The organism is Bradyrhizobium sp. USDA 4501, assembly GCF_054062115.1.
Window position 1 is genome coordinate 284407 of the sequence record NZ_JBSSEX010000001.1, and the last position, 14331, is coordinate 298737.

Annotated in this window: 16 protein-coding genes; 5 read left to right on the top strand and 11 right to left on the bottom strand. The window is 59.7% G+C overall.

The genetic code is table 11. The features are described 5' to 3' along the window. Positions 1-8: 8 nt before the first annotated feature. Both ACVWZM_RS01355 and ACVWZM_RS01360 read right to left on the bottom strand, forming a co-directional pair. Positions 9-389 carry a hypothetical protein gene (locus ACVWZM_RS01355; RefSeq protein WP_057017180.1) on the bottom strand — a complete coding sequence of 127 codons (381 nt, stop codon included), beginning with the start codon at positions 387-389 and terminating at the stop codon, positions 9-11. A gap of 16 nt (positions 390-405) precedes the next feature. Then, positions 406-1164 (bottom strand): 4-hydroxyphenylacetate 3-hydroxylase C-terminal domain-containing protein, encoded by a 759-nt coding sequence (locus ACVWZM_RS01360; RefSeq protein WP_456851527.1) that lies wholly within the window; start codon positions 1162-1164, stop codon positions 406-408. Positions 1165-1204: 40 nt separating this feature from the next. Here ACVWZM_RS01360 and ACVWZM_RS01365 point away from each other — a divergent pair, with 40 nt between their 5' ends. Then, positions 1205-1561 carry a MarR family transcriptional regulator gene (locus ACVWZM_RS01365; protein ID WP_456851529.1) on the top strand — a complete coding sequence of 119 codons (357 nt, stop codon included), beginning with the start codon at positions 1205-1207 and terminating at the stop codon, positions 1559-1561. Further along, positions 1558-1809, top strand: coding sequence for a hypothetical protein (locus ACVWZM_RS01370; RefSeq protein ID WP_456848473.1), 252 nt, complete (start codon positions 1558-1560; stop codon positions 1807-1809). The genes ACVWZM_RS01365 and ACVWZM_RS01370 overlap by 4 nt, the downstream gene beginning before the upstream one ends. A 637-nt stretch (positions 1810-2446) precedes the next feature. Here the strand turns inward: ACVWZM_RS01370 and ACVWZM_RS01375 are convergent. After that, a complete protein-coding gene (locus ACVWZM_RS01375; RefSeq protein ID WP_082653779.1) occupies positions 2447-2812 on the bottom strand; it encodes a helix-turn-helix transcriptional regulator in 366 nt (121 codons plus the stop codon). 473 nt (positions 2813-3285) lie between these two features. On the opposite strand from ACVWZM_RS01375, the gene ACVWZM_RS01380 reads away from it, so the two are divergent. After that, positions 3286-4320 carry a helix-turn-helix transcriptional regulator gene (locus ACVWZM_RS01380; RefSeq protein WP_246786823.1) on the top strand — a complete coding sequence of 345 codons (1035 nt, stop codon included), beginning with the start codon at positions 3286-3288 and terminating at the stop codon, positions 4318-4320. Positions 4321-4544: 224 nt separating this feature from the next. On the opposite strand, the gene ACVWZM_RS01385 is transcribed toward ACVWZM_RS01380, so the two are convergent. The 3 genes from ACVWZM_RS01385 to ACVWZM_RS01395 all read right to left on the bottom strand — a co-directional run bounded on the left by ACVWZM_RS01385 (position 4545) and on the right by ACVWZM_RS01395 (position 7713). Next, entirely contained in the window at positions 4545-4976 is a 432-nt protein-coding gene (locus ACVWZM_RS01385) for a hypothetical protein (RefSeq protein WP_168857393.1), read from the bottom strand. A gap of 61 nt (positions 4977-5037) precedes the next feature. Further along, positions 5038-6162, bottom strand: a complete 1125-nt coding sequence (locus ACVWZM_RS01390; RefSeq protein WP_456815996.1) for an HlyD family secretion protein — start codon at positions 6160-6162, stop codon at positions 5038-5040. A gap of 111 nt (positions 6163-6273) precedes the next feature. Further along, on the bottom strand, positions 6274-7713 hold the full coding sequence (locus ACVWZM_RS01395; RefSeq protein ID WP_456856590.1) for a DUF1254 domain-containing protein: 1440 nt from the start codon (positions 7711-7713) through the stop codon (positions 6274-6276). Positions 7714-8095: 382 nt separating this feature from the next. Here ACVWZM_RS01395 and ACVWZM_RS01400 point away from each other — a divergent pair, with 382 nt between their 5' ends. Together ACVWZM_RS01400 and ACVWZM_RS01405 are read left to right on the top strand one after the other, a co-directional pair. Beyond that, entirely contained in the window at positions 8096-9526 is a 1431-nt protein-coding gene (locus ACVWZM_RS01400) for a DUF1254 domain-containing protein (protein ID WP_456851531.1), read from the top strand. 198 nt (positions 9527-9724) lie between these two features. Beyond that, positions 9725-10162: a DUF2721 domain-containing protein gene (locus ACVWZM_RS01405; RefSeq protein WP_076826362.1), complete on the top strand. Its 438-nt coding sequence runs from the start codon at positions 9725-9727 to the stop codon at positions 10160-10162. A gap of 195 nt (positions 10163-10357) precedes the next feature. On the opposite strand, the gene ACVWZM_RS01410 is transcribed toward ACVWZM_RS01405, so the two are convergent. From ACVWZM_RS01410 to ACVWZM_RS01430, 5 genes are all read right to left on the bottom strand, one after another. Continuing rightward, entirely contained in the window at positions 10358-11014 is a 657-nt protein-coding gene (locus tag ACVWZM_RS01410) for a hypothetical protein (RefSeq protein ID WP_194295334.1), read from the bottom strand. An 88-nt stretch (positions 11015-11102) separates the two neighbouring features. Beyond that, a complete protein-coding gene (locus tag ACVWZM_RS01415) occupies positions 11103-11849 on the bottom strand; it encodes an outer membrane protein (protein WP_076826360.1) in 747 nt (248 codons plus the stop codon). Positions 11850-11978: 129 nt separating this feature from the next. Beyond that, the gene (locus ACVWZM_RS01420) at positions 11979-12887 is read right to left on the bottom strand and encodes a helix-turn-helix domain-containing protein (RefSeq protein WP_456851533.1); all 909 of its coding nucleotides are present in this window, start codon (positions 12885-12887) and stop codon (positions 11979-11981) included. A gap of 169 nt (positions 12888-13056) precedes the next feature. Continuing rightward, complete coding sequence (locus ACVWZM_RS01425) at positions 13057-13410, bottom strand: HdeA/HdeB family chaperone (RefSeq protein WP_076826357.1); 354 nt, start codon at positions 13408-13410, stop codon at positions 13057-13059. 199 nt (positions 13411-13609) lie between these two features. Continuing rightward, positions 13610-14329 (bottom strand): outer membrane protein, encoded by a 720-nt coding sequence (locus ACVWZM_RS01430; protein WP_456851535.1) that lies wholly within the window; start codon positions 14327-14329, stop codon positions 13610-13612. Positions 14330-14331: the final 2 nt, after the last annotated feature.

Below are 14331 nucleotides of genomic sequence, written 5' to 3' on the forward strand. Positions count from 1 at the left end.
AACCGGAATCAAACCGGATCGAAGTAGTGCATCTCCAGGAGCAGACAGCCGCCGACGGATTTGAACGGACCGTGCGGCGCGTGCGGAGGCCGGCAGGCGTAAGTGTTCGGCGGGAAGCTCACGCCGCCCTCGCCCTTGTCATCGTTGCCGACGATCAGGTCGCCCGAGACGAGATAGACCTCTTCCCAATACTCGTGCGAGAACGGCGCCGTCGTATAGACGTCGGGCGCAAAACGGAGCAGCCGGGTTCTCGTACCGTGCCGATTCTCCTCATCTCGGCCGCCGGCGATGATCTTCTGCTGGATGCCGGCCGGATAGCCCGCGGGCGTTTCCCACCCGGTGGTCTTAACGAGCGTGTAGAATTCGTCGTGCTTCTTGTTGACGGGCATGTGTTTGCTCCCTGATTCAGGCGGCTTTGCTGGAGGTCGAGACGCCGTTGAGGTCGTAGGAATCGAGCATCGTCTGCACCAACCGATCGGCGCCGGTCCAGTCGTAGGTGCGATAGGAATGGCCCTTGGTAACGAAAGTCGCGCCGGCGTAGAACATCTCGTATTGCTGATGGTGCGACCCGAACTCGGAGCCGACGGCGTCCCAAGCGAGCTTGTAGAATTTCACGCGGTCGTGCGAATTGGCCTTCGGCGACTGCTGCGTCTGGTCGATCAGGGCAGCAATCTCCGGGTTGCCGAAGTCCGCCACCGACGAAGGCAGCATGATCATGCCGCCGCCGGCGAGCTCGCGCAGCGTATTGATGATGTGGGCGTAGAGCTGCTGCGTCAGGACCTGTGCGGAATAGAGCGTGTGCCGATCCGGGATGAAGTAGGGACCGACCTGCGTGCCCTTTGCCTCCATCGCAGCCACCAGCGCATCGACCATGCCGGTCTCGGCTGCGAGCTGACCGAGCATTTCGCGAACCTGCGGGAATTGCGTGACGCCGTTCATTTCGGCGATCCGATGCGCAAGGCCACTCAGGAACGTGAGCTTCACGCTGAGAGGGACCATCGCCTGGTAGTTTTGGTAGACGTGACAAGGCATGGCGTGGAACTGCTTCTGGCACATCTCGACGTTGCCCTCGATGAAGACGCGATCCCAAGGCACCTTCACGTCGTCGAAGCAGAGAACTGAGTCATCCTCGTCGAAGCGGCTCGACAGGGGATTGTCGAACACCGCGCTCGCAATGCCATGATTTGGCGAGGAGATTGACCGCGTGAACGATGTACTCCTGACGGCGTCGAAACCCGAACTGCTCGACAAGGAAGGAGACCGCACGCTTCGCGGCCTGCTCTACGATTATTTCGCGTTCGGACGCAGTCTTGAGGCCTGCCGCGAAATATTCGCGGGCTTCGTCGACCTGTCGCCCACCCAATATCTGATATTGATTGCGATCAAGAATTCGACTGCGGAAGAACCGATGGGCGTGAATCAGGTCGCCGAGCGGCTATATCTGAGCGGCGCCTTCGTCACTAACGAGATCAACAAGCTGGTTTCCGACGGCCTGCTCGAGAAAAGCTCCCCCCCGAAGACGGACGACGGGTGCAACTTGCGCTCACCCAACGCGGAATGAGCCTACTAATCCGCCTTGCCGCTTTGCAGCGCCCGGTCAACGACGCCTTGTTTAGCATGCTGACGCGTGAGGAGTTCAAAGTGCTGTCCCAGTTGCTGTCACGGCTCGCTTCGAACGCCGACAACGCGTTGAAACTCGCCGAACACGCCAGAGCGACGCTCAAACTGCAGGAGGATCAGAACGCCTCCCGAGCCAAGGCACCTAAGCTTCGTCAGAAGCGGCCAGCAGCACGTCATGGCCCGCTGTAATTCCCGTTCTGCGCCGTGACGGAGCAAATCGTGGCCAATGGTAGCGGGAGTCCGCTACATGAGCAGGCTAGCTGACCTAGTCAGGTCAAGGCCAATTCTTAAGTCCGACCAGATCGCGCCAGACCTCTCGCTGTCGCGACGATACCATATTCAGAAGGTCGGGGTCGATGACGCCTGGACGATCAACCTATCCCATGCGCCAGGCACACCACCGCGATCGCATCGACAATGCGCTGGTCGAGACTGGCGTAAGCGTCCAGATCGGTCTGTGCAGGCACCGACCGGACGATCTCAGGGCTCGCCGACGCCGCGACGAAGGTCGTCTGGCGGATAGCCCTAGCGCCTTCTGTTTGTCGCGAACGGATGGAGCTGATTCGGCGGCTGGCCGCTCGTGCTCGGCGACGTGATTGCATGACGCGATGCCTACCGTGCTCGCCAGCCTGCGTCGCTCTGCTTTTGCTTCGGCCGGGCCATATAGCTTCCCGTAGCGTCCCTGCGCCTCTTGAACGTCAAAAAAAGCAAAATGGCTCCTCGCGGAGCCCCGAAATCTCGCCGAACGTTTCGCTCCAATTCAAATCGTGCGTCTTGCCATTTCACGCCAATCTTGTGGAATAATTCAGCTATCGATCGCGCAAGGTCATATGCGATGGGACGCGTGCCGACGTTTACCAGCAAGTTGCTGCCGCCTGTAGACAACGGGCTGGACTTTCATCAAACGCGCGAAAGTGCGGCTGAAACTACTTGCACTGGAATAGCCGAGGAATTTTGCGACGTCGGACAGGGGCTTACTCGAGTCTACGAGCAGCCGGCAAGCCAAATTCAAGCGAACCTCCGCAAGCATTGCGCGGTAGCTTGTGCCCATACGGCCGAGATGACGCTGCAACGTCCGCGAGCTGATCTTGCATGCGCGAGCTGTGCCATTTATGGTTGCGTCACCATGTCGCAGCGACGCGACAATGGCCGCGCGGATCGCTTCGGACGAAGGCAAACGGACGGCTCTCATCTGTTGGTGTGAGGCACGAAGTCTATGCTCCGTCTAGAGAATACCAGATGCTTCGACGCCATGGGCATTCCGGGCCTCCTTCCGGCCGACTGTCCGGAAAAACTGGGGCGCCTTTCGATCACCCAGTGGCTCTCGTTCAACCATTGTCGAGCGCACGTAATGCTGCGAGGGTACGGAGAGAGAATTCATCGAAACGCAGCACGAAGGGCTCAGCTCTCCTCCATTCCGGTCGTAGTTTTGATCTCAAGTAAGCCTATGCAGCGAATTGTTGGCCGTCTGGCCATAAGCCGCCAAAAAAGCCGGCAAGACCCGCATCGAAGGAGTGGCTCGCAGCCGATCGCTGGGGTGCAGAGAAAGGTGCATGCCGGGAGGGGGCAGCGAACTCTTCCATTTTTGCCGGCCGCGCCAACGCCCGGTCCCAGCGAAACTCCCGCCGACAGGCAGCATCCATTTTACAATCGAGGGGCGGCCCGGTGGCAAATATTCATTTGACGCGCTGCCAGTTCCTCATTCCTTTCGCTGATATCCTTAGCGAAATCGGCGCGTCGACGGGTTCGTTTCTGGCAAAATTTCATCTTCCGACATCATTGGAAGAAAAGGCCAATCACTACGTTCCGATTCTGCGAGCAATCGACTTCGCGGAAATCGCCCGGAGATCACAAGGTATTCCGGATTTTGGATTCCTCGCCTCCCAACGTCTGCACTATTGTCACCTGAGCGAGAAAACCCGGACTCTGATCGGCCATGCCCCAACGCTGTTGGTCGCGCTGCAACAGGCTTGCAAATGGGCATCGATCGAGGACTCGAACTTGAAGAATTGGATCGAGCGCCACGACGGTCACGTGAAGTTTTGCAGCAGTCTCACTGGAACAAAAGGACTCCTGCATCTCGAGCATTCACAATGGCTTCAGAATATTTTCCCCATATACATTGTCCGGCAATTCGCCGGACCGGATTGGGCTCCTGCTACAATCGCGTTTGAAGCCCGGTATACGCCGAGCCCCGCGTGTCAATCATTCTGGCCAAACACGCGTTTCCTGTCGGGACAAGACGCATCGTGGATCGACGTGCCGATCTCGCTCCTCAGCCTTCCCAATCGCGCAAAGGAGCAAGTGCTCTCCTTGCAAGACGATCAGGCTGGCCCGTCAGGTCATGACATCATCGCAACGCTCAAGTTGATGTTGCCGTCCTACCTCGACCAGGGACTTCCGGCTCTCGCTCAGGTTGCGGAGATGGCTGGCGCGAGCGCGAGGAGCTTGCAACGTAAGCTGGCGTACGCCGGCATGACATACTCGGATCTGCTCGACACCATCCGGTTCGAGAATGCCAGCAAGCTCTTGCGCGACACGGATTCCAAGATCATCGAAATCGCATTCTCCTCCGGCTATACGGATCCAGCGCACTTTACGCGCGCCTTCCGCCGCATTACCGGCGTTACGCCGCGGCAGTTTCGTGCGCAATCGCGGCCGGGACAAGCGCCTGCCTTGGGCGCCATGCTGCCCGAATGATTGAAGGCATCCCTTGATTCGACACGACATCAACGTCGATCGATCGGACCCGGCTTCGCTGGATGGGAGCGCCACGACTTCGGATGGGATAGATCCCTCCTCCTTTGCGCCGAGGAGCTGAAGCGCCGGTCTCCATCAACAGAACGCCGCCGACGGTCAGGTCGGTGCGGTGCGTGTGCCGCGAACGCGCGGGGCCCTCATGCTCGAACGCACATCAGGCAAACCTAAAAGTCCGGACCAAATACGTCATCGTTGAACTGGGCCGAAGCGTCATCGTTTTCCATGCTGTTGATCAGGTTCTCTTCGGGATTCGTAAAGCCGCCTGCCGAGAGCGTAGTTGCCGGCAATGCACCATAACTGGCGCGATATTTGTCCATAGCGGCCACGCTGCCGACATACGCACAGGTACATCCGGAGGGATCCGCGTAAACGTAGTAGGAACGTCCGCTCCTCTGCCGCAGCTGAAATTGATTGGACGGGAACAACATCAGCCGATTCAACAGCTCCGGCGTGGTCGCAGCAACAGGGCTGAATCCCGATGAGATCAACAATTGACCAGTTGATTGCTGGGCGTAACCGCGAGCACCCGAGCACAACTGGACAAGAAGAGTGACCGAAACGAGGGCTGCAATACTGCCTGCAGATCGAAGACCCATTTTTTCTCCGGAGATATCTGGATGAGCTACCAATTGGAGCCGAGAGTGAAATGGAAGGCGGCTATAAATATGCCGTATACGAACCGATCCAGACCAGGATCGACATCAACAGGCCGATGACGCCGGCGTTGTCCGCGAACACGGTGGCGGTGCCCGGCATTCCGAGCCGGAGTTGGCTACGGTCGATGGTCTTCGGGATCGAAATAGCAGCCGGATAAGCCTTCGCGCCTCCGATCGAGCCGACCCGCGCCAGCGTACCTGAGACCGCGATCTGGCCCTGCCCCACGCCTTGGGGGATAGCCATGACCGTCGCTTCGTGGATGCGGCCAGGGTCGTCGTCGAAGACGAGCTTGACCCGCGCGCCGGGCTTGATGGTCCGGAATCCGTTCGGCGGGAACATGCCGGTGATGACGATATCGTTTGCGACGATGAACGACATCACCGAGCGCGCCGGCATGGCGCGGTCGCCGACCGACAGCGCCATGATCGTAACGACACCGTCGCCGATGGCGCGGATCGTCGTCTGCTCGAGCTCCCACTTCGCATGGTCGAGCTGGGCCTGGATCTGTGCGACGGTTGTGTTGACGCCGCCGATTTCCGACTCCATCGCCAATTGTGCGCTCAGCTGTGCGGCCTTGGCCGCCTGAAGCTGAAACTCGACCGTGTCGTATTGCACCTGGACGTCCTGCAGACGAAACGCGGTCTGCGCCTCCTCGCTGACGAGCTTGCGGTAATCGGAAAGCCGCTGGGTGTGAAAGGCGAGCTGCTTGGTCAGTCCATCGACATTCGCCGTCGCCTGCTCGTAACTGGCCTTCAGTTGCTTGACCTGCTGGCGTGCCTGGGCGAGCGATGCCTCGAGCTGGTTGACCTTGTACTGGAACGGTGCCGGATCAATGCGAAACAGCACCGCGCCGGCCTTCACCGGTTCGTTTGGCTTGACCGGGATTTCGATCACCTCGCCGGAGACATTGGGCGCGACCTCCATGACGCGGGAAATCACGACTAAGCTTCCCGACGGGGTCAGGTAGTTGAACATCGCGAGGAATATCGCGAGGATGAACGCGCCAAGCAGCACGGTGACGGTGCCGGACGCCCAGCCCCATCGGACCAGCTTGAGCCTCGAGAAGACGAGCCAGACCAGGACCAAATAGAGCGTCAGGATGATGAGCACGATGATCTCCTGCATCTGTCGTGCACCGGGATTGAACACTCACAAGGGCGGTGCCATGCCCGTGCCGGCCGGATGCGTGCAATTGCGACTCTGTCGCCGCGCATCCGGCCGATAAAAATTCGATCTCTAGGACGCGCGCTTGAAGCCGGGAGGCTTCCACGTCCCTTCACCAGCTGGCAGAATCGATGGCGGCGTGGTTTCCGGCCAGTACAGTCGCATCACCACATAGATCGGGCCATCCGGCGCCGGCAGCCAGTTTGCCTCCTTGTCGGCTCCCGGAGACTTGTTCTGGACGTAGATCGTCAGCGAGCCGTCGGAACCGCACTTCATGTGCGGCAGCATCGGCGAGTTGATCAGGTAGCGGTTGATCGGGTTCTTCACCAAAAGCTGCGTCTTGCCGTCATACATCGTCACCGACCAGAAGGCGTTGACCGGCGGCAGCTGCTCCGCCGGGAAGGTAAGCGTGTAGCTCGACTTCGAGCAGTCGAGTTCTTTGCCATCGACATCCACTTTGCCCAAAGGATACATGGCCTCCACCGCGTCGTTGCCATAGATGCCGGCCTTCGCGGCTGCCGCGCGCATAAGCCAGTCGCCGTGGAAGAATGCGGCATCGCCGAACGGCGCGCCGACGCGCCAGCCGTTGATGTCCTTGCCGAGGGTCGCAACGGCCTCGCTGACCTTGCGCTCGCCCTCCTTCATGCCAAGCAGGATCTCCGCCTTGTCTTCCAGCGACAGGCTGCGGAAATCGAAGCTCTTCCCTGGCCCCACGCCGATCCGCGCCAGCTGCTCGCGGATCCAGCGATCTTCCGGCAGCGCCGGCGCGAATTGAAGCGCGAAATCAAGGTATTCGAAGAACTCGGTGCGGACGAGGTCCTTCTCGAATTTGGGGAAAGAAGGCGCCGGCGCCGGCGCAGGCGCCGGCTGATTCAGGAAGCTGGAAAGCGGCTGCGCCTTGTAGCCGGCCTGAATCTTCTTGACGGCCTCGATATCGGCCGGGTCGAACAGCTGCGTGCGTAAGAGCCCCAGGCAAAAATCGGTGGTCGACCGGAATACCTTCTTGATGCCGGCCGGTGTCACGCCGGTCCATCGCGGGCCGACGATCATATAGCTTCCGGCATCGCTGCCGGTGGCGCGCGTCCCGACATAGCCGAAATTATACGTGTTGAGGTCGTTCAACTGCAGCGAATAGTAGCGCTTGGGGTCGATCGCCGGCACCGAAAAGACAAGCGGTTCGGCCCGCAGGTCCAGCCAAGCGAACGAATACGGCGTGTCGCTGTTGGGGGTGATCACGGCGGTATCTTCGTATGTGAAGACGCGCGCCTCGTTGAACAGTGTATTGAACGGCGCCTTGTACTGGCCCGACGACTTGTCGACAGCGTACTCGTTCATGACGCCGTAGGCCATCACCATCGGCAGACCATAGATGAAGCCGGCCTCTGCGATGTCCTTGGCCTTGAAGAATCCCGGACGTTCCGACCACTGGGCCCAAGCTTGGCTTGATTGGGCGCCAGCAGCGGCGACGCCTGCCAGCGCGGCAGATCTCAGCAAATCGCGCTTCGTCAGCATGTTCGGGCTCGATCGCTTTTGCATCAACCTACTCCGTTTCCGTGGTGGACGGGCCTGACACGCCAAGCGTCTTTTCGTCCGCTCGCCAACCTAACGAAAAAGCGGCCACCCACTATGCAAATTCGGCAATCTCCAGCCCCGCGCGAAGCAATGGTCTGAAATCGCGCTCAGTTATTGCCAGCGCGGGGTCTTCGACTTCGGCGTGCGCCCGCTCGGATCCCCGGCTCGCCAAGCGATTGGTCGGATGGGCCCCCGATCAAGGTCAGAAACTGCATAGCCGATGCTGGGAAGTACGGGCTAGCCTGCCTTGCGCGGCACGAGATGGAGCGCCGCAACGCTGCCAAAAAGCCGCCTTGAACGAAACCAATCCCAGGAAACAACGATGGACATCACCCGCCGTTTTGCGCTGAAGACCGGACTTGCCGCCGCTTCCACTGCACTGACCCCGTCGATCCTCCGAGCGCACGAAGGCCCAGTATTTGATATCGTTGAAGGGGCGGAAGATTTTTGGCTCGCCACCGACGCCTATGTGTTCGGTTATCCACTTGTCACAATCGAGATGACCCGCCGGGTCTTCACCAACGTCGTCAAAGCGGAGGGCACGCGTGCCCCCATGGGTCAAATCATCAAGCTGCGTCAGTATCCGGATGCCTCGTTTCGCGATGTGACAGCACCGAACGCCGATACGCTCTACACCACTGCATTTTTCGACGTCGGCAAGGAGCCATGGGTGTTGAGCGTTCCCGACATGAAGGACCGGTATTTCCTGCTGCCGATGCTCGACGGCTGGACCAATGTGTTCGCCGTGCCCGGAAAACGCACAACCGGCACCGGGGCGCAGACCTATGCAATCACGGGTCCCGGCTGGAGCGGCACGCTTCCGTCCGGCGTCAAGGAATTGAAGGCCCCAACCAACATCGTCTGGTTGCTCGGCCGGATCTACTGCACGGGCACTCCGGAAGACTACGCAGCCGTCCACGCCTTGCAGGACCAGTTCAAGCTGGTGCCGCTGAGTTCCTACGGAAAGGACTACACGCCGCCCTCGGGCAAGGTCGATCCGTCCATCGACATGAAGACGGCCGTGCGCGAACAGGTCAACCGCATGGATGCGGCTGAATACTTCAGCCTGCTCGCCCAGCTGATGAAAGTGAACCCTCCCTCTGCTGCTGACACGCCCGAACTCGCGCGGTTCGCCAAGATCGGTCTTGTCCCGGGCCAGGACTTCGATGCCAGCAAGCTGGACGCGGATTTCGTCAAGCGCATTCCCCGCGCCGCTTTCGATCGCATCATGCTCCAGCTCAAGGTCAACGACGCCATCAAGAAGGTCAACGGATGGATCTACGACACCAAGACCGGCGTCTACGGGACCGACTATCTCAACCGTGCGCTGGTCACCGCGATCGGGCTCGGCGCGAACCGCAACAGAGACGCGGTTTATCCGCTTTCGCTAAAGGATGCGGACGGTAGCGACTATCACGGCTCGAACAAATACGTCATGCGTTTTCCAAAGGGCCAATTGCCGCCGGTGAGCGGCTTCTGGTCCGTTACCATGTACGATGCCAACTACTTTTTCGTCTCCAACCCGATCAATCGGTACTCGATCAGCCCGCGACAGAACCTCAAGGTCAATCCGGACGGCTCAACGGACCTGTACATCCAGAATCAATCCCCGGGGGCCGACAAGGAGTCGAACTGGTTGCCTGCACCGACCGGCAAGTTCATCCTGATGCTGCGCATGTATTGGCCGAACGAGGACGACCCGTCGATCCTCGACGGCACTTGGTCGATCCCGGCGGCCAAAAAAGCGACGTAAGTTTAAGCGACGGGCAAGGGGACGCTTCGCGGCGTCCCCTTGCCCGTCACGCTACGCAGCGATTATCTTGAGCAAACGATCTCACATCGTTGTAAAAAGCTCCCCGTGACCAACGATGCGCTAAGCTTTCGTTGCGAGCGCTCGCCCTGACTCCAATGTAGGCGGCGGCGCAGGTACCGGTCGCGGAGAAAAGTAGCCATGCTGATCGACACACCGACCGCCGCGCACCTGTCGCAGGTCATTTCGCAAGTAGCGGCGCCCGCATTTCTCCTTGGCGCAGTTGCGGCCTTCGTGTCGCTTTTGATAGGGCGCATGAATCGCGTCGTCGACAGGCTACAGGCATTGCACGCTACGGCCGACGACGACCGTTCCGGAACGCACCCTGATATCCCACACCTCAGGCGTCGCGCTGTGCTTCTGAACAAGGCAATCGTTCTCGCGACGGTCAGCGCAATCGTCACCTCGCTGCTGGTGATCCTGGCGTTCGTGTGTACCTTCTTTCGATTCCAGCATGAGTACGGCGTTGCACTGCTCTTTGTTGTCGCTCTCAGCTTCTTCACGCTCTCGCTTGTAGATCTGGTGCGCGAGGCCCGCCTTTCACTGCATGACCTCAGTCATCACAAGCCCAATCCGTAGCAAGCGGCGGCTCAGCCGGGCTCTTTCGCGTTGTAGCGCCAAGACTCGAAATCGGCTCGTTTCTGGACGGGCCGGCGCTTCCTCGAGTCGAGAGAATCATCGTCCTGTGCCGGCTGGACGCAAATGGTACACAAGGCGCATCAGCCAGAGGCTGGGCCGGCGCAAGGACGCCAGGCCAAACTCCGCGCGGTCCCGCTAGTAGCACGGGGGATAGGGATAGTATCCGCAAACCGGCGGCCGATAGTAATACGGGTGGTACGCGTAGGCAGCCGCAGCGCCAGCCGCCGCAGCGGCTCCGGCATAATACGCACCTCGATAGGCCGTGCGTCGCGCAACGCCCGCGAATGAAAGCGGCGTAAACGGAAGGCCGATGATGTCGATGAAGACAGAGGCAGGACCGTCGGCGCCCTTGATGTCACCTTCGAGAATATCGACATCGAAGGCAAGGTTATCACCTTCGAGCTTGGGATTCTTCAGTGTGACAACGACATCGCGCACGGTGCTGCCGTCCTTCTGGAATACGGACACTGTGGCGTTGGGCGGATTCTTTGCAAAATTGTCGCTGCCGGTTCCCCAGTCTTCGACGATATGGCTGGTCAGATCGTGACCGGCCGAGCGAACCGGCCGATCCGCAAATATGATCGCATTTGGCGCGACGCCAGTGAGGACCAGCTTGCCGGGCTGCACGTTCGCGCCCCTGGAGTTGAAGACGATCAGTGATGGAACGACCTGGGGTTTGTTGGCCCCGATCGTCTTCAGCGGCGCATGGGACGCCGTGTCTTGCGCCAAGACCATGTTTGTGGCCGCCAAAGCACCGAGAAAAGCAATCGCACGCATCGTATTCGACAGCATGATCAACTCCGGAATAGTGGATTACCTGGACCCAGGCATGATGAAACAAGAATGGAGGCCGGCCGAATTGGACGACCTCCTTTCTTCACTAGTAACCGAACTTATAGTTGAGGCGGAGCGCCAGCAGACTCGCGTCCGTCTTGGTGTTGGCGGTGATCGACGTGATGCGCCCGAGTGACGGCGTCAGAAACGTGTTGCTCTCGTTTACCCGCCACAGATAGTCGTACTCGATGCCGGCCGTCCAATTCGGAGAGAAGCCGTACTCGAAGCCGACACCCACGACGCCACCCCAGCGGGTCCGGTTCGCGAAGGCGAGGCCCGTGCCGCTCACATTGTCGATGATGGCAAAGTCCTGGCTGCCAACCGCGCCGCCACCCTTGACGTAGAACAAGGCCTCGTTGGCCGCGTAGCCCAGTTGAGCCGTGAAGAGGCCCAGGCCGGCGAGGGTCGACTTGTAAGTACGTGTCGGATCCTGCGCACTGATGCGCGTGTTGCGGATGTTGGCCCAGTCGCCCTGCGCTTCCAGACCGTACACCAATTGTCCGGCCTGCCAACGATAGCCAAGCTGGCCACCGATGATGCCGCCGCCCTTGCTATTGCAGCCTTCCGCGAAGACGCCGCCAATTCCATTGATTGCGGTGATATCGATGCACTGGTTGCTCCAGCCATATCCGCCGTTGATACCGAGATAGAAGCCGGACCAGTTGTACATCATGGGCGCGGCGATCGGCGCCGCCTTGTACGCCGGCCGCTGCGGAAGATCGGCGGCCTTTGCAATACCCGTGAACGCAACGGACATCACCGCCGCTGCGGTAAGTAAACTGATTTTCTTCATCGCCTGCAAGCCTCATTGAACGTGGAAAACACATGAGCCACTTGCCATCGACCTTGTCTCAGTCGGTATGCAGAAACTGTCACCGCCGACCAATTCTTAGCGGTGTTGCACCAAAACCCCACTTCGAGGTCACGGCACGTTGCCAGACCTCAATGCGCGAGACCGGCGATATGTCTCGGATGGCAACTCGCCGAACAGCGACCGGTAGTGGCCGGCAAATCTGCCGAACTCGGTGACGCCGTGTGCCGACAGGATATCGACGACTCCGACCGATGCACCGTTGTCGCGACTGATCTCGTGATAAACCAGGTTTAGCTGCCGAAGCCTCAGATAGAGCTTTGGCGAGAAGCCGAGATAGCGCTCGAAAGCACGCAGCAAGGTGCGGTATTCCACCTTGGTCGCTTTCACGATGTCCTTGATATGGACGATGCTTTCCGACCTGGTCCCAACGAACTCAAGCGCCTCCAGAACGATTCGCTCGTACGAGAGGGTGTACTTGTTGGGCAGGAAGCTTTGGCTCAGGCGATTATCCCGGATGCAAGCCAGCTGATCCATCAGGGCGTCCTCTGCCTCCCGCGCCATCATAGGCCGGTCAACGAAGGCAGAACCGGAGAAGGAACGCAGAGCCTGCCTCGACACCTCGATCAGCTTCGATTTGATCGGCTCTGGCAACCGGACGAGATGCTTGGCGGTCTTCGGCGAAGCCTGAGTTGTGGCCGCAGGGAGCATGTTCCTCGCGATGCTCTCCTCATTGGGCAGCGACCACGCCACCCATTCGACATGACCGGAACGGACAAAGGTGAAGTGACAGTTCGGAGGGAAAATGACCAGGTCAGAGGCCTGGCATGGCACACCATCGAGCACGACGCGATCGTCGAAGTTGGAGGACTGGACGATCAACGTCGTAAAATTCGGGTCGGTGACGCCATGCGCAATCCCGGGGCCGCCGTCGGTGCCAAACTGAAGGATCGTGCGATTCAATGCGAGAGACTTCACGCCCCAATCGTGAGAGGACGGAGCGGATTTCAGAAATGTCACCCTCGCGCCTCTAACGGCGTCGGTGTATTGCCCGAAATCATTCAATTCAAAATATCCCGCCCGTCTGAGCGGCAATTCAAGAGAAAAATAGAACAGGCGATGCCGCTCTTAGTAACACTGCGCACAGCGGATCGGTCGGCAACGTGCGACCGATCCGCCCTCTGACAATCTACTTCATCTGGATTCCCATCATCTCCCGCTCCGCCTTGAACACGACGGCAATAGCGTCGATGATGAGCTTTTCGGGATGTGCCTTGCAGTAGACGATGACTTCGTGCTCCACGAGCTTGCCCTTGCGCAGGTCGAGGAAATGCTTCTTGGCAAGGCCGTTGTACCAGCCGCTGTACCAGGCCGTCAGCGCATCGGCGTCCTCCTGGTAGGTCCCGGCGAGTTGCGCGCAGGTCAGCTTCTGAACATCGATGAATCCATTCGCGTCGACATAGGCCGACAGCGGGGTCTGGGCCCTGGCAGACACCATTGTGGCAACCAGCAGAGCTACGGAAAGCAGCAGTCTCGAACGCATTGGGGATCCCATTGTGATGAATCGGATGTAGAAAGATCTCAGACGACTTTCAGAGGCCGGGCGCCTTCGCCCGCGACTGGCATCCGAGCTGAAAAGCATCGGCTCGGATGCACGATCAGGATCAAGACAGTCCTATCGGACGTTCGAGGCGGCGCATCGTCCGTCGAACGGGACCGAATATGTGATCGATGTCCCTTGTTCAGAACCGGTAGTTGATGCCGCCACGCACGACATTCAATTCATCCGTGCTGACTCCGGTGCCGACGACTTTCGTGTAGAGATACTCGGCCTTCACGGACCAGTTCGGTGTAAAGCCGTATTCCACGCCGAAACCCGCGGAGATGCCCGGACGCCAGGACGAGGCTGAGCAATCCGGCAAGACGCCAACCGTGCCGCAGGGCACGCCGGCGATGGTTGATGCGCTGGCGGTCGACTTGACGAAGGCTCCGCCGCCGGTGGCGTAGATCAGGACGTTGTTCATGGCGATACCGACCCGGGCCCTCACCGTCGCCAGCGCGCTGATGTTTGACGAGGTGTTCAGCGTGACGCCCTGTCCGATGCCGAGAATGCTCGGCGTTACGACGGAGGACCCGCTGATGTTGGCCCAGTCGATGTCACCTTCCAGGCCGAGCACGACGTATCCCTGCTGAATCTGCCCACCAAACGTGCCGCCGATCATGCCGCCACTGATGTCAAAACCGGCTCGATCGAACCTGTTGGCGAACAGCACCATCGGGTCCTGGTTGCCCCAGCCGTACCCGCCGTTGCCGCCGACATAGAATCCCGTCCAGTTGTAGACGGCGGCAACCGGAGCCTGCGCCTTGTAGGCGGGCGCCGCCGGCAAATCCGCCGCGGCCGCATAACCACCCATCATTAGCGAGGCCGCGATCGCAACCCCAAACTTTCCAATCTTATTCATTG